Genomic DNA, 22199 nt, shown 5'->3' on the forward strand with positions numbered 1-22199 from the left:
TATCGGGGCGCGAGCCTCCAATAACCCGAGCGGACGGAACGCAACCGTACCACTGTCAAGCGAAGCGCTGGGGGGCCGGGGACGAACGGCTTCCCAGCGTTTTTCTGCTGAGCCAGACCCCGACCGCCTCAATGCAACCCGGGCGATTTCAGGAAATCGTTGCGGTCCGCCGAGCGGACGTCGACGGTGATCTCCTCGCCGTCGCGCCGGATCGTCAGGGGAATCACCGTGCCCGCCGAACCCCGCGCCCAGATGCCGCGGAACAGCCCAGCAAGGTCGCTGACCTGCAGATCGGCGACCCGCACCACGACATCGCCGACCGCCAGGTTCGCCTGATCGGCCGGCGCGCCACGCGCGAGGCCTGCGATCACGATGCTGCCGTCGCTCTCCGCCGTGAACATCCCGAGCCAGGGTCTGGGCGGCTGGTCGACCTTGCCGAACTTCAGCAGGTCTTCCAGGATCGGCTCGAGCAGGTCGATCGGCACGAACATGTTGCCGTTGCGCTGCGTCGTCTCGCCCTGCTCGGCCTCTTGGACCAACAGCGAGCCGACGCCCTGCAGGCGTCCGTCCGAGCCGATCAGGGCCGCGCCGCCCCAATTGGGATGAGGCGGCGCGGTGAAGATCGCCTCGTCGAGCACGTATTCCCAATAGCCCGCGAACTCCCGCTTGGAGGTGATCTCGGCCGCGAGCGCGTGGGGAAGGCCGCCGTGACCGGCGACCACGACACCGTCGCCGACCACCGAATCGGCGGCGCTGCCGCGCTCGAGCGGCGGTACCGCCAGGCGGCCCAGCGCCTGCACCAGGCCGAAACCCGAGGCCTGGTCGTAACCGACCACGTGTGCCGGTACCGCCGTGCCGTCTCCCGCGAGCAGCCAGATCGATGCCGCCTCGGTGATCAGATAGCCGATGGTGAGCACAAGGCCGGAGTCGTCGATGATGACGCCGTTGCCGCTGCGCTCCGTGCCCAGGAAGGCGGCGGTGAAGGCGTCCGCCGGGATCTCCGCGCGCAGGGCGACGACCGAGGAGATGGCCCGGTCGAGATCGTAGGAAACGCTTCCCGCCCGCGGCCGGGCGGCTTCGGGGAACTCCCAGTCGTCCGTGTCGTTCATGAGCCGTGCCTTCAGAAGGGTCCGAGCGCGACGCTCATGTTGCCATGCTACACCCGCCGCGGCTCGGGGCTCAACCGGACCCCGTGGCGGGCGGGTTGGGGGGCCGCCTTTCCGACCTTGCTCTCCCCCGGGCGGTTGATCATGATCGGGCGATTCCCCGCACCATGCCGCCGCAGCTCGCCTCCGGCCGGCGCAAGAGGTCTCGGCAGTCCCATGTTCTCCCTGTTCCGCAAATCCCCGCCTCCGGGCGACGCCGCAACGGAGCCGGCGTCGGCGCACGGCGACAGCGAGCGCCCCTGGCGCCATCCCAAGGGACGGGTCGCCGAGGTCGGCTGGATGATCCACGGGGAGAAGAGCACCTTCATCTACGAAGCGCCGCGCGCGATCTACCGCAAGACGGACCCGGCCACGCCGGCCAAGGCCGTCGGCTTCTGCCCCGCGGTGTTGGACAACGAGGCGCGCCACTTCGAGGTGCGTTGCCCCTTCGACCTGCACCTGCGGTACACGCTGGGACCCAAGGGCAATCCCGCGCTGATCAACGTGGCCGGCAAGAGCAGCGCGGTGGCCAAGAGCGTGCTCGACCAGCTGGTCAAGCTGGAGCCGGCCGACACCTGGCGCAGCATCGAACGTCCGGTGCTCCAGATCGGCGCGCCCTGGCGCTTCCTCGCCGATGAGCCGGTCTACCTGGTGCAGCTGCCGCCGTTCAATCACTACCGGGACCCGCCCCTGCCGGGCACCATGGTCACCGCGCGCTTTCCGATCCACATCTGGCCCCGCAGCCTGATGTGGGCCTTCGAATGGTGGGACACCTCGAAGGACCTGATCCTGAAGCGCGGCGAGCCTTGGTTCTATCTGCGCTTCGAGACGCTCGACCCCGCCCGCAGCGTGCGGCTGGTCGAGGCCCAGTCGACCCCGGAGTTGCAGGAGTACTGCAGCGGCCTCGAGGGCGTGGTGAGTTACGTCAAGAAGACCTTCGACCTCTTCAAGATCGCCGAGGAGCGCCGCCCCAAGGTGCTGCTCAAGAAGGTCGAGCGCTGAATCGCTTCAGAACGCCAAGCCTTCTTCTTCCCGGCTCTGCGGCAAGTTATCCGTGATCTCGATCCAGGGCGCCCTGGAGGCGACGTGGATATGCAAGCTCGGCCGCGCGCCCGGGTCGCCGTCCAACGTCCCGCTTCGCAGATTGATGAAGCCCGGATTGTCGTCGTATCGGCTGTAGATCGGCGAGCCGCAGCGGCCGCAGAAGGTACGCTGCTTGCCCGGCGTGGACTCGTAGGCCGCCAGCTTCTCCTCGCCCTGCAGGAAGTCGAAGTCGGCGGCCCGCACCACCATCGTCGTTGCGAAGGAGGCGCCGCTGGCGCGCCGGCACTGGTGACAGTGACAGTGGTGCATCCCGAGCGGCTCGCCGCTGATTTCGTAGCGGATCGTCCCGCAAAGACACCCGCCTTTCATGACAGATCTCCTGGAAAGAAGGAGAGGCCCGGCGCAAGCGCCGGGCCTCCTGAAGTGAACCGCCCGAAAGCGGGCGAAGGTTAAGCCATCCACCAGCGCTCGGCGTTCTTGTGACCGTCGAGCTCCCAGTTGTTGGCCATCTGCTTGGGCAGGCCGATCTTGTTGCTGGCCGCGTGGGTGTAGGCCATGAACAGAGGAATGATCGAGCCGCCGTCGTTGTGTACGATGCGCTGCATCTCGACGTAGAGCTCGCGCCGCCTGTTGCTGTCGAGCTCGCTCCGGGCTTCGATCAGGAGCTTGTTGAAGCGCTCGTTGACCCAGAAGGCCTCGTTCCAATCGGCACCGGCGGAGTAGATCTGCGAGAAGATCCAGTCCTCGGTCGGCCGGCCACCCCAGTAGCTGGCGCTCCAGGGCTTCTTGAGCCAGACGTTGGACCAATAACCGTCGTTCGGCTCGCGCACCACCTCGATGGTGATGCCCGCGGTCTTGGCGGACTCGGCGAAGAGCTGCGCCGCGTCGACCGCGCCCTCGAAGGCGGTGTCGGCAACGTGGAACTGGACCGTCAAGGAGTCCATGCCGGCCTTCTTGAGATGGAACTTCGCCTTTTCCGCATCGAACTCGCGCTGCGGCAGCTCTTCGGGCGTGGCGCGGAAGATGTTGGCCGGACCGACCGGGTTGTCGTTGCCGAGCTCGCCCTGGCCCTTGATGATCTTCTGCAGCATTTCGCCGCGGTTGATCGCGTGCTTGAGAGCGAGGCGCACGTCGGCGTTGTCGAAGGGCGCCTTGTTCGTGTGCATCGGCATGGTGCAGTGCTTGTTGCCGGTGATCGGGAAGATCTGCAGGTTCTTGTCCCGCTTCAGCAGGTGGATGGTCTTGAGGTCCAGGTTCGACATGGAGTGGAGCTCGCCGGTCTTGACGGCTGTCGTCCGCGCCGCGGCGTCGGCGACGAAGAGGTTCTCCACGGAGTCGAAGAAGGCCCGGCCCTCCTTCCAGTAGTTCGGGTTGCGCTTGACCTTCGTATTGATGCCGGGGTCGAAGTTTTCGAGCATGTAGCCGCCGGTGCCGGTGCCCGACTCCCAGTCGATCCCGCTCTCGCCCTTGGCCGGGCAGATGCACAGGTGATAGTCGCTGACCAGGAAGGGGAAGTCGGCGTTGCCGCCGTTCAGCGTGACGACCACCGTGTCCTTGCCGTCGGCCTTGATCTCGGTGATCGGCGCGACGATGCCCTTGGCCGCCGACTTGGTTTCCTCGCCCCGGTGGTGGTTGAAGCTGGCCACAACGTCGTTGGCGTCCATCGTCTTGCCGTTGTGGAACTCCACGCCCTTGCGCAGCTTGAAGGTCCAGACCGCGGCGTCGTCGGAGGCATCCCAGCTCTCGGCAAGCTCACCGACCAGCTCGCCGCTCGGCGCGATCTCGGTCAGGTTGTTGCGCAGCTGACCGAAGCTGACGTTGATCATGTAGGAGTCGAGGGTCTGCGCCGGATCCAGGTTGTCGCTGGTCGCCCCGCCGGTCAGCGCCTGCTTGTAGTGGCCGCCCTTCTTGGGACCCATGGCTTCGACCGCCTTGGAGGCCATGGTGCTGGCCAGCGCCGTGGTCGCGCCCAGGGCCAGGGCGCGGCCCATGAACTCGCGCCGGCCGATCTTTCCTTGGCTGAGCAGGCCCGCGTAGTAGTTCAGTTGTTTCATTGTCTTCTCTCCCTGTTGCCGCGGCGCGACCCTCTCCCTGGGGCGCCGCTTCCGGATATTGGCGCCCATTGAACCTCATTCGGGGAGGCCGTCATAGGGGGCAATGCGCTCGAATCGACCGAATCTCGGCGGAGATCGGCCCGGATCGGCCGGCAAATACCCAGGGACCTCGGTGTTGCCGGTCAGCCTCAACACCAGGGCGAAGCAAAGCCGCCGGGCCCGCCTCAAGGTTTAACCGCCGGGGCGTTGCGGCGCCCGCCGCCCGTGGAGCGGCGCTCTACAGCGAGTCCCCGTCGGCGGAATTCCAGGCTAAGATGTCGCGTTGGACGGCGCGGGCCCGGGCTTGAATCAGGGGCCCCTGCCGGTTGAGGGGCTAGACAGGCAGAAGGACGGGGACCTTCGACATGGCGAACATGATCGACCGGCTGCACCAGGACCATAGCAACATGACCCGGCTGCTCGACGCGCTGGACCGTCAGGTGGCCGTTTTCGAGCGGAACGAGGCGCCCGACTACGAGATCATCCAGGGCGTGGTCGACTACTTCCTCGACTATCCCGACCTCTGCCACCATCCGCGTGAAGACCGCATCGCGCGCAAGCTGATCGAGAAGGGGGCGGTCGACGATGCGGCGGCCAAGACCCTCCTGGCCCAGCACGAGGAGTTGGGCCAGCTCTCGCGCCGCTTCGCCAAGATGGTCGGGGAGGTGATGCGCGAGGCGGAGGTGCCGCGCGCGAGGTTCCTGCGCGCGGCCCGCGAGTTCATCGACACGCAGCGCCACCATATGGCCATGGAGGACGAGCACTTCTTCCCCGTCGCCGAAGCCCTGCTGGGTGCCGAAGACCTCGAGGCGCTCGCGAGCGAAGACGACGGCCGCGCCGACCCGGTGTTCGGCGGCCCGGCGGAGGAGCAGCGCTTTGCCCGACTGCGCGACTCGATCCTGAAATGGAGCGAGACCGGCGCCGGCAAGTCGTGACAGGGGCTTTTCCGGCGAGAGCGCCGGTTTTCGGCCGACGTCTCGCCCAGGCCGGCAGCCCGTAACACTTCGTTACACGCCGGAGTAGGGTACGGTTTCCTACCGAAAGTCGCCTCAGGTGCAGGCTTCGACCGACGGCAATTGGCAGTTGCGGCCTGAATTTTGCCTGTTCGATGCCGCGTCGGGCGGCCAAGCCCCTGCACGCTATTGTAACGCGACTGTCGCGACACTATTCGCCTAGTCACAAAAGCTTACAAAACTCATCACTTCATAAAATGACTTCCCGGCACCGGCTGATACTTTGAGCGCTCAAGTGACAGGACTTGAGGGGCCTCCGGGTTGGCCCGCAAAAGGTAACCATGGCGCGAATTTTCCTTCCAGTCAGCAAACCTCGAGCATTCGCGGCAACGAGACAGGCGCAGACCGGGCACGGTGCCACGGTCGCGATCTGGAACCCCCGGATCATGAACCGACTCTGTTACCGAGACCGCCAGCCACGTCCCGGACCGGCGCCGATCAACTGAGCACGAGCACGGAGCAATGACGAACACATTTGAATCAAAAGCGGGGCATCCCGCGACCCAAGGATCCCTCGCCATGGCCGCCGAGAATCCCGGTCACCGGGTCTCCGCCGCCCGCCGGCACGGGGACTACCTCTCCGACCTCGAAGCCGCCACCCAGGAGCTGATGCGGGCCCTGGACGGTCTGCAGCGACTTGCCGACCAGCCCGGTTACGAGTTCGTCGACCGCCTGATGACCGGCTACATCTGGTCGGTCGAGCAGATCCAGGAACTGAATTCCGGGCTGAGCTTCGAGCTCGAGGAACGGAACGCCCAGGCGCCCTGTCTAAGGTCTTAAGCGGCCTCAGACGATTCCCGGCGCCGGCACAGAGCCGGCGCCGGACCACGCCCCCCACGCCAATGATGCTTTCACAACCGGTCACGCGGGCACGACCGCCCGCGTCGGCGCGCCTCCTGCATCAAAGCCGTGTGAGCCGCCCGCTGGGCCGATGAACCTCCATCGCCAATAGTGCGATCGCTATAGCCAACCGAGACTATCTTGGCTAATGTCGCGTTCTCCTTATGTCTCAACCCGCGGTCGTGCCGTCTTCGTTTATCTTTGCGCTATCAATAGCCGGACGATCCAGCCAGCCCGACGAAACGACCAGGGCGCGCGTGCGTGGAGGAACAAACTGCGAGAGCGGCGACGGTTCCTAATCGCTGCCGTGGGCGCCGCCGCCGCCTTGGCGCTGGCCGGCTGTTCCCAGGAAGAGAACTCTACACCGCAAAGCGTCTTGAGGGTCGGCGTGCTGCCGGGCGAGCAAGCCGAAGCCCTGCGCGAGAGGTACGGGCCGCTCACCGAGCACCTCGCCCGCGTAATGAACCAGGAGATCGAGTTCGTGATCCCCGACAGCTATGGACAATTGGTCCAGCTCTTCGGGTCAGGGGCGGTTGACATGGCCAATTTTGGCGGCGCCACCTTCGTCAGCGCGGCGGCGCGGCACGACGCGGTGCCGCTCGTCACGCGTGACATCGACGCCGAGTTCAGCACCTACTTTCTGGCGCGCGCCGACGCCGCCGGCCCCGGGATCGAGGACTTCGCCGGCCAGGACTTCGCATTCGGCTCCGAGCTCTCGACCTCCGGCCATCTCATGCCACGTTATTTCCTCCAGGAGCGGGGACTGGTCCCGGAAACCTTCTTCGCAAGCGTCCGCTATTCCAGCGGGCACGATCGCACCGTCTCCCTGGTACGCAACGGGCAGGTGAGCCTAGGCGCCGTCAACAGAGAGATGGTGAAGGCGATGCTGCGCGACGGACGCTTGGGGCCGAATGAGTTGCGAGTCGTCTGGGAGACGCCGCCCTATGCCGACTACGTTTGGGCCATCCAGCCGGGCTGGGACGAGTCCTACGTCGACCGTTTGCGGGACGCCTTCCTGGCCCTGTCGCCGGCGGATGCGGAAGGGGCCAGGATCCTCTCGGGTCTTCGCGCGGGGGGATTCCTTCCGGCACACCAACGCGACTACAACAGCCTGCGCAAGGTCATGGCCAGCCTGCCCCAGTTCAAGACGCTCTTGGCCGCGGAGCCCCGGTAGTGTCGCCGTTGTACGAGAGCATAAGGCGGTATTCGGTTCTCTCCATTCTTCTCCTGGTGTTCTCCTTCGCCGGGATTTCGGTCCTGCTGATCTGGCAGGAAGCGGGCATCGCCGAAAGCCGAGAGCGCAACGCGGCGTTCCATATCCCGGTGATGCTTCACACGGCCAAGATCGGGACGCAGCTCGCCCAGGTGGTGACCCGACTGCAGTCGGACATCGATGATATCCAGTCCCACGGAGAGGCCGAGGCTCACGGACACCTGACGTCACAAGCGCTGCAGAACTCGCTCTACATCATCGACCAAGAGCTGAGCGCGATCACCGCCCTGCAGACCGCCTTCGGCGGGGCAAGATATGAGGCGACCCACGAGCGCGTGAGGGCCGCGTATCGGGCGCTGCGTCCGGTCATCGAGACCCCGCCGGCGTCGCCGCTTGCGAAAGACCAGATCGAGGTCCTGCTAGACCGGCGAACCGAATTGAAGAACCTGAGCCTCGCCGTTCAGCAATTGGAGAGGCTGCACGTCACGTCCCACCACCAGGTCAACCGGCACTTGGACGCGCAGATTCGACGCAGAAACCTCGTCGTGTTCCCCGCCGCGGTCGTGCTCCTGTTCTGCGCGCTGGTCGCTTTGAGATACCTCACGTCGCAATCCGGAAACGCCCTGGTGCGCCTGGAGCGGACGGACGACGCGCTGCGCGCGAGCGAACAGCGGTTCCGGGACATCGCCGAGGCCGCGTCGGACTGGTTCTGGGAAATGGACGCCGATCTGCGCTTTACATGGTTTTCGGATCGCTACGCCGAAGTCGGGTTCGAAAGCGACAAGCGGCTCGGGAGAACACGCTGGGAAACCACGGCGGACAGGGACACCTCGACGCCCGCGTGGCAGGCCCACAAGGCCGACCTGGAGGCGCGGAGGCCGTTCCGTAACTTCGTGCACAGCGGCAAGGACCGCGACGGCAGGACCGTCGTGATGTCGGTCAGCGGCACGCCGGTGTACGACGGGTCGGGAAACTTCAAGGGCTATCGTGGCACGGCGGCCGACATCACGGAACGTGTCCGGAGCGAAGAGGAGGCGAGAAAGAGCGAGGCCTGGTTCCGCACCACGATCGACCAGATTCCGTCGGCCGTCTCCCTGAAACACCCGGACGGGCGTTACTTTCTGGTCAATCGGACCTTTAGGGACTGGTTCAACCCGAAGGACCGGGAACTCCAGGATAAGACCGCGATGGACCTCGTCCCCAGTGCTCATGCCCGCGAGGTCATGGCCATGGAGCAGGAGGTTCGAAGACGGAGGGCCCCGGTCACCAGGGAGCTGGAGATCCCGGCGGGAGACGGCAAGAAGCGCATGGCCTTCGTCCACAAGTTTCCACTGTTCGACCCTGACGGCGAGCTCGCCGCGATCGGCACGATCGAAACCGACAGCACCGAGCTTAGGGCGGCCGAGGCGCAGCTGCGGCAGGCGCAGAAAATGGAGGCCGTCGGCCAGCTGACCGGCGGCGTTGCGCACGACTTCAACAATGCCCTGGCGATCATCCAGGGGAACCTGGAACTGGCGCGCAGCAGGCTGCCGCCTGACGACGGCTGCCTGCGCTGGCTCGACGCCGCCATTACGGCGTCCCAACGCGGCGCGACCCTGACGCAGCGCCTGCTCGCGTTCGCCCGCAAGCAGGCGCTGCACCCCCTGCCCGTTGCCGTCGACCAGCTGGTCGGAGGGATGCGCGACCTGCTGCGCGGAACGCTGGGGGAAACCGTCGATATCCGGGTGGTCCTCGAGCCCGAGCTCTGGGCGGTCGAGATCGACGCCGGCCAACTGGAGAACGCCATTCTCAACCTGGCGATCAATGCCCGCGACGCGATGCCGGGGCACGGCAAGCTGACGATTGAGGCGTCCAATGTGCGCCTGAACAACGCGGAAGCTTCGGCCCAAGCGCCGCTGACGGCCGGAGACTATGTCCTGATCGCCGTGTCGGACACGGGATGCGGCATGACGCCGGAAACGCTGGAGCACGCCTTCGAGCCGTTCTTCACGACCAAGGACGTCGGCAAGGGAACCGGCCTCGGCTTGAGCATGATCTACGGCTTCGTCAAGCAGTCGGGCGGGCACATCACGATCTACAGCGAGGTCGGGGAAGGCACGACGGTCCGGATCTATCTGCCGCGCCACCTGGGAACGCCGGAGACCCAGGAGAGCCGGCCGGCGAAGGATGACGTCAAGCACGCCCGGGGCGAGGTCGTCCTGGTCGTCGAGGACAACCCCGAGCTGCTCACGTCGCTCCTGGACATGCTGGAATCGCTGGAATACCGGGTCCTGACCGCCTCGTCGGCGAGCGACGCCCTGGAGGTCCTCGAGTCCTCCTCGCCGGTGGATCTCCTGCTGTCCGACATCGTCCTGCCGGGAGGCGTGGGGGGCGCCACGCTGGGCCGACAGGTGCGCGAGCGCTTCCCCGGACTGCCGATTCTCTACATGTCCGGCTACAGCGAGAACGCCTTGGCGCACCGCGGCAATGGCGAGGCCGCCGGTCACCTCCTGCAGAAGCCGTTCCGCCTCGCCGACCTGGCGCGCGAAGTCAGGCGGGCGCTGGACCGGCAGGACGCCGAAAGCCGCTCGGCATGATCATCTAGCTGGTCAATTCGCCCCAGAGGAGATCCGGCAACCTAGAAAATCGCCCCATGGGATATCTCGTTCCGCCGGTTCCGCATAGAGCAGATCGTGATTGAATGGACTCGCCCGGGGCGATCCATTCAATCGCGTGAATCTGCTCTAACCTTAGGATTTAAAGCGGATTCACATGTTTGGTCGGACCCATGAATGGGTCCGACCAAACATGATCCACTCTAGTCACAAAAGATTACAAAAAACAGCAAAACATAAAATGACTCACGCAGGCGCTCTTGTATTTTGTGGGCTGACGGTAAGTCTTCCTGCGGGGCGGAACAGTAGACAGAAAGGGCACCGATGGCCCGTATTCTGCTTGTCGACGACGAGCCTCAACTTCTCCTGGTCATGGAGCAGGCTCTGAGCGAAGCCTCTCATGAGGTCACGGCGGTCTCGGACGCACGGAAAGTGCTTGCGGGCCTGGTCGGGGCCGACTTCGATCTCCTGGTGACCGACATGCTGATGCCGCGCGTGGACGGCCTCGAAGTCATCGCCCACTTGCGCCGGCACAACCCGGAGATCGGCGTGATCGCCATTTCGGGCGGCGGGCACTTGCCCTCGTCGTTCCATCTGAAGCTGGCATCGCAGTCCGGGGCCCTGGCGGCGCTCGAAAAGCCCTTCTCCCTCGATCGACTGGTCGAGACCGCGCGGGACCTCCTCGGCCAGGCATCCCGCCGTGAGCCCGCCGCGGCCCTCCCCGTCGCCGAGCCGGTGCCGGCCGGCGAATGACGCGCGGAGGGCGGCAGCTGGTCTGACGCCGTCGGATGAGAGCGCCGGGAACACCCGGACCCGCATTCTCCTTGAGCTTCGCGCCGCGTCTCGCCGGTTCAGGCAGCTCGCGGCTTTGGGGCGGCCTCTTCGCCGATTTTCTTTACCGGCTCCGGCAATGCGGAAACCGCTTGCGGTTCCGTCCGCATCGCATGCCGACAGAGGTCGGATAAATCACAAGCACTGCAGGGCCGCGTGACCAAGCCCCGCGCGTGACGCGTTTGCTTGCACGCGGTCGGCAGGTCGCGGCTCGCGATACGCAGATAGGGGCTCAAATCATGGGCCAAGGGATCTCTCCTATCAGCCCCCTGACTACTCATAGGCATGCGCATGGTTAACAAAGCGTTAAGGGCCGACTTTAGTGAATCCGCTCGATATCAGTCTGTTAGAGCAGATCCGGAATCCCCGGCCGCCAGCGCTTCTTCGATAAAGCCGGCGGGGTCGGTGATGAATTCGCGATAGAGGCGGAAATGGTCCGTCTCGGTGAAATCGATCTCCAACAGGCCCGACCGAGTGATCTCCAGGAGACGCGCGCAGGGCAGCGCCATCAAGAGCGGCGAGTGGGTCGCGATGATGACCTGGGCCTTGGCGGCCCGATGGATGCCGTCGAGGATGCGCAGAAGCTCGAGCTGGCGACGCGGCGACAGCGCGCTCTCCGGCTCGTCCATGAAGTAGAGCCCCTGCCGCGCGCAGCGCTCCTCGAAGAAGCGGATGAAGCCCTCGCCATGCGACCAGGAGAGGAAATCCGGCGGCGCGCCGCCAGACTCCATGGCCGCATGATCGAGATAGCGCGCAACCGAGAAGAAGGTCTCGGCCCGAAAGAACCAGCCGGTGGTCACCTTGGGAAGCCACTGGGCGCGCAGGGCCTCGGCCAGCAGCGCGCCGCTGCGATCGATCGCGCTCTCGTGGTCGACCGGGCGGTAGCCCTTGCCGCCGCCCGCCTCGTCATAGCCGGCCAGCGCCGCGATCGCCTCGATCAGGCTGGATTTGCCGCTGCCATTCTCGCCGACCACGATGGTGACCGGGGTTGTGAAATCCAGCTCGAAGGCGCCCTCCTGGAGCCACGGCAGGTCGAAGGGATAGCCATCCTCCCGCCCGATCACCTCGGGCTGCGCGATGATGCGCTTGAGGAAGGGCGACGGGAGCTTGGTCTCGCGGTTTCTGCGCGCCATGACTGGCTATCCCTGGTTACAAGTCCGCTTTGGCTTATCCCACTCAGTCCCCGATCCGAAGTTGTCGCTCCCTTACGCCGTCTTCGGGCGGACCGTAGCGAATTGTTGCGACCGCACCCCTCATGAAATCGGTAGCTTCCAAAATCGGCACAACGGTTTCCGCCAGCTTGTCCGCATCCGGGCCATAGATGTAGAGGCCGCCGTCACTGCCATCGACGGCGATTTCATTGCCGTCGTACTCGCCCACCGCCGCGTCTTCGATGGCTTCCTCGAGCCTGTCCTCAAGTTCGAAGAGCCGGGACAGATCCGTCGATCCATAGGTGAAATGCACAATTACGGCGTGTTCGACATCGGCCATGAGGGGTCTCCATCAAAAGGCGCAAAAAATCAGCGGAATGAAAAGTATGACTGGCCTTAAGGCCTTGCTGCCCCAAACCTGCTTGCTCTCTCTTAACACCGAGCCCCAGGCACCTACTGCAGCAGGGACCATCCGACGAGGCCGAGGTTGAGCAGGCCGCCGAGCGCCAGCACGGCGAAGGTGAGGGCCATGCCGGCCTGGCGATACTTCAGCGGCTCCGGATCCTGGCATACGCCGTAGGCGTGCAGCGCGCGTCCGGCCAGCAGCGCCAGTCCCAGGCCATGGAGCATCCAGAGCGGCGCGCCTTGCGCCTCGGCCAGGGCCATGAGGATGAGGGCCAGGGGCGCGTACTCGGCGAAGTTGCCATGGGCGCGCATGCGCCGCTGGAGCGTGCTGTCGCTGCCGTCGCCGAGCGCGACCTTCGCCGAACGGCGCGCGCCGATCACCCGGAAGCTCAGGTAGACGAAGAAGAACGCCGCCAGCGCGGCGTAGAGGGCGGTCACCGCCATAGGGCGCTCTCCGTCAGTCTCGCGTCGCCAGTTCGGGACCCCGGGAATCGGGCGTGAGGCCCGCGATCTCGAGGATCAACTTCTTGCGCACCGCCTGGGCGAAGCTGAGGTCGCCGTCGGCGGTGACCACGAAGCTGCCCGGCCCGCCGATCAGCTCGGCCTCGAAGGCCGCCTCCAGGTCGTAGCCACCCGGTTGGCCGCTGCAGCGCCGGCAGGCGACCGCGAGGCCGTTGATCACCACGCCGGCCTCGAGCGCCGCGCGGCGCGCCTCGTGGATCGGCATGCCGTAGAAATTGCTGGCGCTGTCGGCCGAGAGGTCAATCACCTGGCGCGGCGCGCGAAACTCGTTGGTCTCGATCAGGCCGAGGCCGAAGGCGAGCGCGTTGCCGATCGCGTTGGGGCCCCAGGCCTTGCGCGGCGCGGCCATGAGCTTTTCGGCGAAGGCGGCCGCCGAGTCCTTGCCCTCGATCACGGTCCAGGGCGCGACGACCTCCTGGGAGTCGGCGTCGCCCCACTCGACATAGGTCACGGCGATGCGCTGGTCGTAGCCCTGGGCGATGACCGCCAGCACGTCGGGGTGGGTGATGGCCGAAGCGTAGCCCTGGCGCTGGAAACGAATCTCGTCGTCGTCGATCGAGCGCGAGGCGTCGGCCAGCAGCACGAGCTCCAGATCGACGCCGTCCCCGGCGCTCGCGGCCGGTGCGCAGCAGAGCGCCATGAGAACCAGGAGAATTCGTGCCATCGCGCGCCTTCGCTCCAGCCGGTCCAAAGTTTCCGGAGCCTATCACAATCTGCAGCGCGTCATGCGAGGATCGCGCGCCGTCAGTGCCCCTTGAACCCACTCCCTTGGGAGAGGGTGGCGAGCGGTCAGCGAGCCAGGTGAGGGCAAGCTAGGGGGCGGCGAGCAGGGATTCCAGCTGGTCGATCAGGGGGGCCTGGCCCTTGTGCAGCTTCTCTTTCGCCTGGTCGAGCGGGACCCAGGCGGCGCGGTCGACTTCCGGGAAGGACTGCATTTGCCCGGAGCGCGGCGGCCACTCCATCTCGAAGTCGTTGCTGCGGACCGCCGCGGCGTCGCAGTCGCCCTCAGCGGCCCAGGCGTGGATCACCTTGCCGCCGGACTGCCGGCAGGGCTCGAGGGCGGTGAAGAGTCCCGCGCCCGGGTCGAAGCCGGTCTCCTCCCGAAACTCGCGCTTGGCCGCCGCTAGGGCGTCCTCCCCGGCTTCGAACTCGCCCTTGGGGATCGACCAGGCGTGCGCGTCCTTGTTCGCCCAGAAGGGTCCGCCGGGATGCACCAGGAAGACCTCGACCCGCCCCTCGCGCTTCCGGTAGAGCAGCAGTCCGGCACTCTGCTTAGCCATATCCGCTTCAGTCCACGGGTTTCGGATTTCCGTGAGCCGCTTAGTCTAGCCCATGAACCGCAAAGTGGACCGCACCCGGATGAATATACCGAAACAGCACGGTGTTCATGAGTTCCGGGTTCTTTGCAAGCAGCTCCTTGGTCAACGATTTGTGGACCAATCCAAGGTTTCTCAAGAACGTTGAAACAGGGCACTGTGCGGTTTCCATCACCGTGTTTCCGCTCTCCAGAGACAACTCCATCACGTCCTTATTGGCGCGCATGCACAAGACGTTGGTGTACTCGTGAATCGTCACTGTCTTTTTCGATCCGGGGACAGCGAAGGTCAGTAGCTCCCAAGACGACTGGATCGCCACGGTCGTGAACAAAAGCAAACGTATCGTTTCAAAAGTTCGTGCAGTGTCGCCGAACCGGAGATGCAACAAGCCGGCTACGGAGGTGACCACATCATCGGGTTCGAAGTCTTGTTCGTTCGAGATATCGACCCTATCGACGCTTGTGATTTCGCAGTCGATCTTGAAGGACTTCAAGAGCCATCCCTTCGCATTGTCGGTCCGGTTGCCAGGGCGCTATTAGACTATCATTCGTAGACCGCGACCGCGTCGCCGAGCTTTTCACGGTCCGGCGCCACGCCGAGCCCCGGCGCGTCGGGCGCGCGGGTCGAGCCGTTCATGTTGCGCGCGCCGCCCTCGGCGGTGTCGAGGGTCAGCATGTCGTGGCACAGCCAGGTGGCGCGCCGATGGCTGGCCGGTGTCGCCTGGGCCAGGTGGACCGCGCCGGTGTCGGCGATCACGCTGCCGCCGGTCTCCTCGATGTTCATGCGCAGGCCGAAGGCGAGGCAGAAGTCGCGCAGGCGCCGGGCCTTGGTCAGGCCGCCGACCCGGCCGATCTTGAGGCCGATCCCCTCGCAGAGCCCCTCGCGCTGGGCGCGCACCAAGTCGTGGAGCGTGACGATGTTCTCGTCGAGGAACACAACGCCATTGGTCGCCCGGCGCACGGCGGCGCACTCCTCCAGGGTCTCGCAGGGCTGCTCGAAGGGGTGGCCGAGATGCGCGGTGGCGTTGATCACCTGGATCGCCTGGTCCGGCAGCCAGGAACGGTTGGCGTCGAAGGCGAGGCTCTCGCCCTCGGGCAGGCTTTTGTGCAGCGCCTCGATCCGCGGAATGTCCAGGAGCGCGTAGGGGCCGACCTTGCAGGAGTGGAGGCTGTAGCCCCGGCCCCGCGCGGCGGCGACGGAGGCGATCATCTCGTCCGCCGTCCCGGTCGGGATCGAGCTGTGCAGGATCACCGGCTCTTGCGCGCGCCCGCCCATCAGCTCGCAGAGCGGCAGACCTGAGTCCTGGCCCAGGATGTCCCAGAAGGCGGTATCGAGCGCCGACTTGGCGTAGCCGTGCCCCGGCAGCGCCTTGTCCATGGCCCGCTCCATGACCTCGAGGCGGCGCGGGTCGAGGCCGAGCAGCTGGGGCGCCAGCTCGTCGAGCACCGCGCGGATGCCCTTGCCGAAGGCGGGCAGGTAGGTCGAACCCCAGGGACAGCCCTCGCCCCAGCCGGTCAGGCCGGCGTCGGTGGTGACCGCGACGATGGTCGAGTCCAGCGACTCGAAGCGGAGCCGGCCGCCGGACAGGCTGTAGGGCTCCCTGAGCGGCAGGGTCAGGTGGAAGACCTCGATGCGGCTGATCTTCATGGCTTGGCCTCTCAGGCGTAGACGGCGGCCGGCTCGCCCAGCACGCCGGCGATCGGCTCGACGCCGAGTCCCGGGCGCTTCGGCGCCCGCATCCGGCCCTCGGCGACCACGGGAGCGTGCTCCGCGGTCCGGGTTTCCGTGATGCCGTGGGGGTCCCAGACGGCGAGCAGGTGCGAAGCCGGCGTGGCGTGGCCCAGGTGCGCGATGGCCGCCTGGACGATGCTGCTGCCGCCCGTGTCCTGGATGTAGAGCGGCACGTCGAGCTCGAGGCAGAGGTCGCGCAGCAGGCGGGATTGGGTCAGGCCGCCGACCCGGCCGATCTTGATGTTGAGCCCGTCGAGCGCGCCCGCCGCCTTGGCCTCGACCAGGTCGCGCGCGTCCTCGACGCACTCATCGAGGATCAGGACGCAGCCGGTCGCCCGCTTGACCGCGACGCAGTCGGCCAGGCTGTCGCAGGGCTGCTCGACCACCAGGTCCAGATCGCCGGCCGCCCGGACGACCCGGATCGCCTGGTCGACCCGCCAGCCCCGGTTGGCGTCGAGCCTGAGGCTTTCGCCCGGCGCCAGCAATGCGGCATAGCCCCGAAGCAGGGCGATATCGGCCGCCGGGTCGCCGCTCGCCTTGATCGAGACCTGGGCGAGGCCCTGGGCGCGAAAGCGCTCGACCGCCGCGGCGGGATCGTCGCCGACGCCGGGCGCGATTCCAGAGATGGCCGGCAGCGCCTCGGTCACCCAGCCGCCCAGAAGCTCGGCCAGCGGCCGGTCGAGCGCCCGGCCCGTGACGTCCCAGCAGGCCATGTCGAGGGCCGACTTCACGTAGCCGTGGCCCATCAGGGCCCGGTCCAGGACGGCAGAGGTTTCATTCGGCCGCCGCGGGTCGCGGCCGAGCAGGGCCGGCGCCAGCAGGCCGAGCGCCGCCCGCGCGCCCTCGGGGAAGGCGGGCAGATAGTCGTTGCCGAAGGGGCAGGTCTCGCCCCAGCCCGAGACGCCCTCGTCGGTGTCGATCCGGACGATGGTCGAATCGGTCGAGCGGACCACGCGGCCGCCGGAGAACTTGAAGCCCTGGCCGGTGACCGGCAGCTCGACCCGATAGACGCTGACCCTGGAGATCTTCATCGCCGTTCACTCATGGACCGCGACCGGCTCGCCGAGCACCCCGGAGAGAGGGGTGATGCCGAGCCCCGGCGCGTCGCCCGGCGACACCGCGCCCTCCGCGACCCTGGGCGCGCCCTCGGCCAGGGTCACCGCGTCGTTCAGGTGCGGGTAGGCCGCGATCAGGCGTTTCGGCGGCGTGGTGACCGCCAGATGCGCCACGGCGGCGCGGGCGATGTCGGCCCCGACCGTGTCCTCGATCCGCACCTTGAGCCCGGCCGCCAGGGCCGCCGCGCGCAGTTCCCGCGCCCGGGTCAGGCCGCCGCAGTGGGAGAGCTTGATGACCAGGCCGTCCAGGGCCTCGTCGGCGACCGCCGCCATCAGGTCGCTCTGGTCGTCGATCACCTCGTCCAGATAGAGCGGCCGGTCGATCCGGCGGCGCACGCGGCGGCACTCTTCATAGGTCTCGCAGGGCTGCTCCATGGGCCAGGTGAGATCGGCGAGCGCCTTGGAGACCCGCAGGGCGTCCTCGGACGTCCAGGCGCGGTTGGCGTCGAAGAACATTCGGTCGCCCGGCCCGAGCGCGCCGTGGCAGGCGCGGATGCGATCGACGTCCTCCTCGGGCAAGCCGCCGACCTTGATCTGGAAGACGCCGAAGCCCTCGGCCCGGTAACCTTCCAGCTGCACCGCCATGGCGTCGGGCCGGGCGAAGGCGATGGAGTGATAGAGCGGCGCCCGGTCCATCAGGCGCCCGCCGAGCAGGGTGTGGAGCGGCAGTCCGGCGGCCTGACCGAGGATGTCCCAGCAGGCGATGTCGATCGGCGACTTGGCCTGGGGCTGGCCGCGCACCGCCTCGTCCATCAGCCAGTTGACGCGCCCAAGGCTGCGCGGGTCCTCGCCCAGCAGCGCCGGCGCCAGCTCCGCGATGCCGCCGCGCACCGCGTCGGGATAGGTCGGCAAGTAGACCGCGCCGATCGCGCAGGACTCGCCGTGACCCGTGATCCCGGCGTCGGTTTCCACCGCGACGACGTTGGTCTCGACCTCTTCCAGCACCTCGCGCTCGACGCGGATGCTGCTCAAGCTCTTGTAGGGCAGGCGAACCCTGTGCAGCCGGATCCGGGTGATCCTCATGGCGCGCTCCTGAACGACGGCAGGTCGAAGAAACCGGCGATCGCCCGGCCGGTCGCGTCGGGGATGTCGACCATCGGCCAGTGGCCGGCCTTGGTGTAGACCCGGTTGGGCAGGCCGTGGGCCTTCAGGTAGTCGCGGTCCTCCTGCACGGTCCCGGTGCGGCCCCAGTAGTAGAGGCTGGGACAGAGCAGGTTCCGGTAGAGTTCGCCGAGTCCGTCGTTCCGCGCCCGTTCCGTGGCGTCGCGCCCCAGGCGCCAGAAGGTCTCGTCGTCGGCCAGGGCGACGCTGGCCAGGTAGCGGCTGAGCGCGACATTCCGCGCCGACTTCAGGCTGAGGTCGGAGAGGAAGGTCCGCTTGAAGCCGGCGGCGTCCTTGGCCTTGGCGGCGCGGCCGGTGAAGTAGCCGCCGGCGGCGGTCAGGTTGCCCTCGATGGCGAAGATGCCGGCGACCTGCTCGCTCAGCTCTCCGGCGGCCAGCGCCGCGATCGAGGCGCCTAGGGAATGGCCGATTAGGCCGACCGGCTGGTCCGGCGTGACCGCGCGGATCAGCGCGGCCAGCATCCTGGCCTGGCCGTCGAGCGTGCCGGCCTCGGGCGCGCTCGGCGAGACGCCGAAGCCGGGCAGGTCAGGGATGATCAGGCGATAGGCGTCGCACAGGGGCGTCTCCGTGAGCGGCGCGAAAGAGAAGCCGGACTCGCCGTAGCCGTGAACACACCAGAGCACCGGCGCGTCGCCGCCGCCGCCGCGGCGCAGAAAGACCCCGTCGCGAACCTCGATGGCCGTGTGCCGCTTCACCGGTGCCGCGCCCGCGGGAGGATCATCCCCGGGCCATGGCGTCGCAGGCGCCTTCGAGGGCCGTGACCGTTTCGGCGATGTCCTGCTCGGTCGTGACGGCGCAGGTGAAGCGGCGCACGCCCGGCAGCACGTAGATCCCCCGGCGCAGCAGCTCCAGGTCGAGCTTGCGCATCGAGGCGGCGTCGCTCGCCATGACGTCGGTCTGGCTGACCGGTTCCCGGTCCATGAAGAGGAACTGCCAGAAGGACCCGCGCCCGGCCGCGATGGCCGGCACGCCCTTGCGGTCGAGCACGCCCTGGAGCGCGCCGGTCAGCTCGTCGGCGCGTCCGTGCAGGGCCTCGTAGAAGCCCGGCTTCTCCAGCTCGCGGATGGTCGCCAGGCCGGCGGCCGCGGCGATCGGATTGCCGTGCAGCGTGCCGTTGATGTAGGCGTAGTCGGCCTGGCCCTTGTACTTGGGATTGGCCCGGTCGATGATCTCGGCGCGCCCGGCGACGCAGCCGAGCGGCCCGCCGCCGCCGACGATCTTGCCGTAGCTGGCGAGGTCCGGTGTCACGCCGAAGTACTCCTGCCCACCACCCAAGGCGAGCCGGAACCCGGTGACCACCTCGTCGAAGATCAGCACGATGCCGTGCTTGTCGCAGATCTGCCTGAGGCCCGCCAGGAAGCCCGGCTGCGGGAAGATGATGCGCTGCACCGGCTCGACGATGATGGCGGCGAGGTCGGCTTTGTTCGTCGCGACGATCCGCTCGACCACGTCGAGGTCGTTGTAGGGCGCGATCAGCACGGTCTGGGGCAGCACCTCGGGCACGCCGCCGCTGTCGACGCTGCCGACCGGGTAGTTGCCCGGCGCCTTGGGGAAGACGCTGACCGCGGAATAGTCGTGGTTGCCGTGGTAGGCGCCCTCGAACTTCAGGATCTTGTCCCGGCCGGTGAAGGCGCGGGCCATGCGCATGGCGTAGAAGGTCGCCTCGGACCCGGTGGTGGTGAAGGTGATCTTCTCGGCGCAGGGGATGACCCGCAGCAGCGTCTCGGAGAGCTCCACCGCCACGTCGTTCAGCGTGCCGAAGACGTGGAGCGCCCGGCCGGCCTGCTCGCGCACCGCCGCGACCACCGCCGGGTGGGCGTGGCCCAGGATGTTGGCCCCAGCCCCGCCGACGTAGTCGATGTAGCGGCGTCCTTCCACGGAATAGAGGTGCGAGCCCTCGCCGCGCTCGACCACGAAGCGCAGGTCGTCCGGCAGGGAGTAGCCGCCCAGGCCGGCGCCCGGCAGGCTGCGCTCGGCGACCTCGTAGAGCTCGGCCTGGGTCTTGGCCGCTTGTTCCTGCGTTCTCGCTTCGGCTATCGCCATGGCCTTGTCCTTTCGTTCCGCCAAGCTGCTCAAGGATGCGAACCTGGCACCATCACCCTTCGACAAGCTCAGGGTGAGGGCAATGTGTATCAAGCAATCAACCTCACCCTGAGCCTGTCGAAGGGTGACGTCGATCAAGTACTCCTGACTGCGACAACGCCCTCCTAAGCGCGCGGGCGCTCGTTCTGCGGATCGTAGGCGGCCTCGCCCAGGACCCGGGCCGGGCGCCGCTCGCCCAGCACCATGACCTCAAGCTCCGAACCCGGTTCCGCATAGTCCGGCTTCAGGTAGGCGAAAGCCAGAGACTTCCCGACGTGGTGGCCGTAGCCGCCGGAGCTGACCGCGCCGACCAGCGTGCCGTTGTCGAAGACCGCCTCGCTGCCGTGGCAGTCAGAATCGGCGGCCTCGATCGCGAGATAGGCGCAGCGCCAGGGCAGCGGCGCCTCCTGGCTGGCCACCGTCGCGTCACGGCCGAGGAACTCCCGGTCCAGCTTGACGAAGCGCATGACGTCGGCCTCGGGCAGGGTCACCTCGTTGGTCAGCTCGCTGGCGCCCTTGAAGCCCTTCTCCAGGCGGAGCGCGTTGAGCGTGGCCGAGCCGAAGTTCTCCAGGCCGTGCTCCTTCCCGGCTTGCCAGAGGGCGTCGTAGACCTGGGCCATCCTGTCGAGCGGCACGTGCAGCTCCCAGCCGAGCTCGCCGACGTAGGAGACGCGGAGCGCGCGCACCGGCGCGCCGGCCACATCGATCTCCCGGGCCTTGAGCCAGGGAAAGGACTCGTTGTCGAGCGGCGCCTGGGTCACCTGGCGCAGGATGTCGCGCGACGCCGGGCCCGAGAGCACCAGGCAGCCGTAGTCGCTCGACTGGTTGGTGACGGTCACGTCCTCGCCGTTCCGGTGCTGCTCCAGCCAGTCCATGATCCGGAGCTCGTGGAAGGCGGCGAACATGAGGTAGAAGCGGTCCTCGGCAAGGCGGGCGCAGGTCACCTCGGCCTCGATGGTGCCCTTCCGGTTCAGCAGGTGGCTGAGCACGATCCCGCCGACCTTGCGCGGCGGCCGGTTGGCGATCATGCGGTCGAGGAAGGCCTCGGCGCCCGGACCGGTCACGTCGACCTTGGCGAAGGCGGTCAGGTCCAGGATGCCGGCCCGCTCGCGCACCGCCTGGCACTCGGCGGCGACGCAGTCGAAGGCGGCCGAGCGCCGGAAGCTCTCGTGGTGGCGCTGCTCCACCCCGGGACGGGCGAACCATAGGGGCCGTTCCCAGCCGAAGACCTGCTCGTAGACCGCGCCGGCCTGCGCGAGGCGCTCGTAGAGCGGCGAGGCCTTGACCGGCCGGGCGGCCGGGCGGTCGCGGTGCGGGAAGGGCGTCTCGTGGCGCAGGATGTAGTCTTCCTTGACCTTCTCGACCGCATAGTCGAAGCCGGTCCAGGGGCCGTAGCGCCGGGGGTCGAAGGGCCGCATGTTGACCTCGGCGGTGCCGTGGACCATCCACTGGGCCAGGTACTTGCCGGCGCCCGGGCCCCAGGCGATGCCGACCGGGATGCCGGCGGCGCACCAGTAGTTCCGGAGGCCCGGCGCCGGGCCGAGCAGCATGCCGCCGTCGGGCGGGTGGGCGATGGCGCCGTGCACCACCCGCTTCACCCCCTTGTCGGCCAGGACCGGCACCCGCTCCAGGGCCGCTTCCAGCCAGGGCATGATGCGGTCGTAGTCGGCCTCGAAGAGCTCGTGCTCGGCCTCCCAAGGCGTGCCCTCGAGCCAGACCGGGCGCGGGTCCTTCTTCTCGTAGATGCCGATCAGGCCGGACTTCTGCTCCTGGCGGACGTAGCCGGAGACCACGTGGTCGTCGCGCACCACGGGCAGTTCCGTGTCGCGCTCGACGAACTCGGGCACCGTGTCGGTCACCAGGTAGTGGTGCGTCGCCGAGACCACGGGCAGGTCGAGGCCGACCCACTCGCCGACCTGGCGCGCGTAGGTGCCGGCGGCGTTGACCACCATCTCGCAGCGCCACTCGCCCTGCTCGGTGAT

At 67.4% G+C, this 22199-nt stretch carries 21 protein-coding genes; 6 read left to right on the top strand and 15 right to left on the bottom strand.

Translation table 11 applies throughout. The features are described from left to right. Positions 1-128: 128 nt before the first annotated feature. On the bottom strand, positions 129-1109 hold the full coding sequence (locus QNJ67_06035) for a S1C family serine protease (GenBank protein ID MDJ0608518.1): 981 nt from the start codon (positions 1107-1109) through the stop codon (positions 129-131). Between the two features lie 213 nt (positions 1110-1322). Here QNJ67_06035 and QNJ67_06040 point away from each other — a divergent pair, with 213 nt between their 5' ends. Then, a complete protein-coding gene (locus QNJ67_06040) occupies positions 1323-2147 on the top strand; it encodes a hypothetical protein (protein ID MDJ0608519.1) in 825 nt (274 codons plus the stop codon). A gap of 6 nt (positions 2148-2153) precedes the next feature. Here QNJ67_06040 and QNJ67_06045 read toward each other — a convergent pair whose 3' ends face one another. Together QNJ67_06045 and QNJ67_06050 are read right to left on the bottom strand one after the other, a co-directional pair. Next, on the bottom strand, positions 2154-2558 hold the full coding sequence (locus tag QNJ67_06045) for a GFA family protein (GenBank protein ID MDJ0608520.1): 405 nt from the start codon (positions 2556-2558) through the stop codon (positions 2154-2156). A gap of 80 nt (positions 2559-2638) precedes the next feature. After that, a complete protein-coding gene (locus tag QNJ67_06050) occupies positions 2639-4243 on the bottom strand; it encodes an ABC transporter substrate-binding protein (protein ID MDJ0608521.1) in 1605 nt (534 codons plus the stop codon). Between the two features lie 404 nt (positions 4244-4647). Here QNJ67_06050 and QNJ67_06055 point away from each other — a divergent pair, with 404 nt between their 5' ends. From QNJ67_06055 to QNJ67_06075, 5 genes are all read left to right on the top strand, one after another. Next, on the top strand, positions 4648-5217 hold the full coding sequence (locus tag QNJ67_06055) for a hemerythrin domain-containing protein (GenBank protein MDJ0608522.1): 570 nt from the start codon (positions 4648-4650) through the stop codon (positions 5215-5217). 597 nt (positions 5218-5814) lie between these two features. Continuing rightward, the gene (locus QNJ67_06060; GenBank protein ID MDJ0608523.1) at positions 5815-6075 is read left to right on the top strand and encodes a hypothetical protein; all 261 of its coding nucleotides are present in this window, start codon (positions 5815-5817) and stop codon (positions 6073-6075) included. Between the two features lie 367 nt (positions 6076-6442). Continuing rightward, on the top strand, positions 6443-7309 hold the full coding sequence (gene phnD / locus QNJ67_06065) for a phosphate/phosphite/phosphonate ABC transporter substrate-binding protein (GenBank protein ID MDJ0608524.1): 867 nt from the start codon (positions 6443-6445) through the stop codon (positions 7307-7309). Continuing rightward, positions 7309-9924: a PAS domain S-box protein gene (locus QNJ67_06070; protein ID MDJ0608525.1), complete on the top strand. Its 2616-nt coding sequence runs from the start codon at positions 7309-7311 to the stop codon at positions 9922-9924. Before phnD ends, QNJ67_06070 begins: the two co-directional genes overlap by 1 nt. 342 nt (positions 9925-10266) lie before the next feature. Continuing rightward, positions 10267-10695 carry a response regulator gene (locus QNJ67_06075; protein ID MDJ0608526.1) on the top strand — a complete coding sequence of 143 codons (429 nt, stop codon included), beginning with the start codon at positions 10267-10269 and terminating at the stop codon, positions 10693-10695. 416 nt (positions 10696-11111) lie between these two features. On the opposite strand, the gene QNJ67_06080 is transcribed toward QNJ67_06075, so the two are convergent. From QNJ67_06080 to QNJ67_06135, 12 genes are all read right to left on the bottom strand, one after another. Further along, entirely contained in the window at positions 11112-11906 is a 795-nt protein-coding gene (locus QNJ67_06080; protein ID MDJ0608527.1) for an AAA family ATPase, read from the bottom strand. A gap of 43 nt (positions 11907-11949) precedes the next feature. Further along, positions 11950-12264, bottom strand: coding sequence for a hypothetical protein (locus tag QNJ67_06085; GenBank protein MDJ0608528.1), 315 nt, complete (start codon positions 12262-12264; stop codon positions 11950-11952). Positions 12265-12377: 113 nt separating this feature from the next. Then, on the bottom strand, positions 12378-12773 hold the full coding sequence (locus tag QNJ67_06090) for an MAPEG family protein (protein MDJ0608529.1): 396 nt from the start codon (positions 12771-12773) through the stop codon (positions 12378-12380). Positions 12774-12786: 13 nt separating this feature from the next. Then, positions 12787-13515 (bottom strand): DUF1194 domain-containing protein, encoded by a 729-nt coding sequence (locus QNJ67_06095; protein ID MDJ0608530.1) that lies wholly within the window; start codon positions 13513-13515, stop codon positions 12787-12789. Between the two features lie 148 nt (positions 13516-13663). Then, a complete protein-coding gene (locus QNJ67_06100) occupies positions 13664-14131 on the bottom strand; it encodes an NUDIX domain-containing protein (GenBank protein ID MDJ0608531.1) in 468 nt (155 codons plus the stop codon). A 40-nt stretch (positions 14132-14171) separates the two neighbouring features. Then, complete coding sequence (locus QNJ67_06105; GenBank protein MDJ0608532.1) at positions 14172-14660, bottom strand: hypothetical protein; 489 nt, start codon at positions 14658-14660, stop codon at positions 14172-14174. A 50-nt stretch (positions 14661-14710) separates the two neighbouring features. Next, the gene (locus QNJ67_06110; GenBank protein ID MDJ0608533.1) at positions 14711-15814 is read right to left on the bottom strand and encodes a mandelate racemase/muconate lactonizing enzyme family protein; all 1104 of its coding nucleotides are present in this window, start codon (positions 15812-15814) and stop codon (positions 14711-14713) included. An 11-nt stretch (positions 15815-15825) separates the two neighbouring features. Further along, the gene (locus tag QNJ67_06115; protein MDJ0608534.1) at positions 15826-16929 is read right to left on the bottom strand and encodes a mandelate racemase/muconate lactonizing enzyme family protein; all 1104 of its coding nucleotides are present in this window, start codon (positions 16927-16929) and stop codon (positions 15826-15828) included. A 6-nt stretch (positions 16930-16935) separates the two neighbouring features. Next, positions 16936-18036 (bottom strand): mandelate racemase/muconate lactonizing enzyme family protein, encoded by a 1101-nt coding sequence (locus QNJ67_06120; protein MDJ0608535.1) that lies wholly within the window; start codon positions 18034-18036, stop codon positions 16936-16938. Then, a complete protein-coding gene (locus QNJ67_06125) occupies positions 18033-18830 on the bottom strand; it encodes an alpha/beta fold hydrolase (GenBank protein MDJ0608536.1) in 798 nt (265 codons plus the stop codon). The genes QNJ67_06120 and QNJ67_06125 overlap by 4 nt, the downstream gene beginning before the upstream one ends. A 22-nt stretch (positions 18831-18852) precedes the next feature. After that, positions 18853-20178: an aminotransferase class III-fold pyridoxal phosphate-dependent enzyme gene (locus QNJ67_06130; GenBank protein MDJ0608537.1), complete on the bottom strand. Its 1326-nt coding sequence runs from the start codon at positions 20176-20178 to the stop codon at positions 18853-18855. Positions 20179-20342: 164 nt separating this feature from the next. Then, on the bottom strand, positions 20343-22199 hold a 1857-nt coding region (locus QNJ67_06135; protein ID MDJ0608538.1), incomplete at its 5' end, for an FAD-dependent oxidoreductase.

The sequence above is a fragment of the Kiloniellales bacterium genome (genome assembly GCA_030064845.1).
Classification (GTDB): domain Bacteria; phylum Pseudomonadota; class Alphaproteobacteria; order Kiloniellales; family JAKSDN01; genus JASJEC01.

What these genes read in the sequence shown, in the direction of transcription:
- QNJ67_06035 (MDJ0608518.1), bottom strand. Translation starts at nt 1,109, where the DNA reads ATGAACGACACGGACGACTGGGAGTTCCCCGAAGCCGCCCGGCCGCGG.
- QNJ67_06040 (MDJ0608519.1), top strand. Translation starts at nt 1,323, where the DNA reads ATGTTCTCCCTGTTCCGCAAATCCCCGCCTCCGGGCGACGCCGCAACG.
- QNJ67_06045 (MDJ0608520.1), bottom strand. Translation starts at nt 2,558, where the DNA reads ATGAAAGGCGGGTGTCTTTGCGGGACGATCCGCTACGAAATCAGCGGC.
- QNJ67_06050 (MDJ0608521.1), bottom strand. Translation starts at nt 4,243, where the DNA reads ATGAAACAACTGAACTACTACGCGGGCCTGCTCAGCCAAGGAAAGATC.
- QNJ67_06055 (MDJ0608522.1), top strand. Translation starts at nt 4,648, where the DNA reads ATGGCGAACATGATCGACCGGCTGCACCAGGACCATAGCAACATGACC.
- QNJ67_06060 (MDJ0608523.1), top strand. Translation starts at nt 5,815, where the DNA reads ATGGCCGCCGAGAATCCCGGTCACCGGGTCTCCGCCGCCCGCCGGCAC.
- QNJ67_06075 (MDJ0608526.1), top strand. Translation starts at nt 10,267, where the DNA reads ATGGCCCGTATTCTGCTTGTCGACGACGAGCCTCAACTTCTCCTGGTC.
- QNJ67_06080 (MDJ0608527.1), bottom strand. Translation starts at nt 11,906, where the DNA reads ATGGCGCGCAGAAACCGCGAGACCAAGCTCCCGTCGCCCTTCCTCAAG.
- QNJ67_06085 (MDJ0608528.1), bottom strand. Translation starts at nt 12,264, where the DNA reads ATGGCCGATGTCGAACACGCCGTAATTGTGCATTTCACCTATGGATCG.
- QNJ67_06090 (MDJ0608529.1), bottom strand. Translation starts at nt 12,773, where the DNA reads ATGGCGGTGACCGCCCTCTACGCCGCGCTGGCGGCGTTCTTCTTCGTC.
- QNJ67_06095 (MDJ0608530.1), bottom strand. Translation starts at nt 13,515, where the DNA reads ATGGCACGAATTCTCCTGGTTCTCATGGCGCTCTGCTGCGCACCGGCC.
- QNJ67_06100 (MDJ0608531.1), bottom strand. Translation starts at nt 14,131, where the DNA reads ATGGCTAAGCAGAGTGCCGGACTGCTGCTCTACCGGAAGCGCGAGGGG.
- QNJ67_06110 (MDJ0608533.1), bottom strand. Translation starts at nt 15,814, where the DNA reads ATGAAGATCAGCCGCATCGAGGTCTTCCACCTGACCCTGCCGCTCAGG.
- QNJ67_06115 (MDJ0608534.1), bottom strand. Translation starts at nt 16,929, where the DNA reads ATGAAGATCTCCAGGGTCAGCGTCTATCGGGTCGAGCTGCCGGTCACC.
- QNJ67_06120 (MDJ0608535.1), bottom strand. Translation starts at nt 18,036, where the DNA reads ATGAGGATCACCCGGATCCGGCTGCACAGGGTTCGCCTGCCCTACAAG.
- QNJ67_06130 (MDJ0608537.1), bottom strand. Translation starts at nt 20,178, where the DNA reads ATGGCGATAGCCGAAGCGAGAACGCAGGAACAAGCGGCCAAGACCCAG.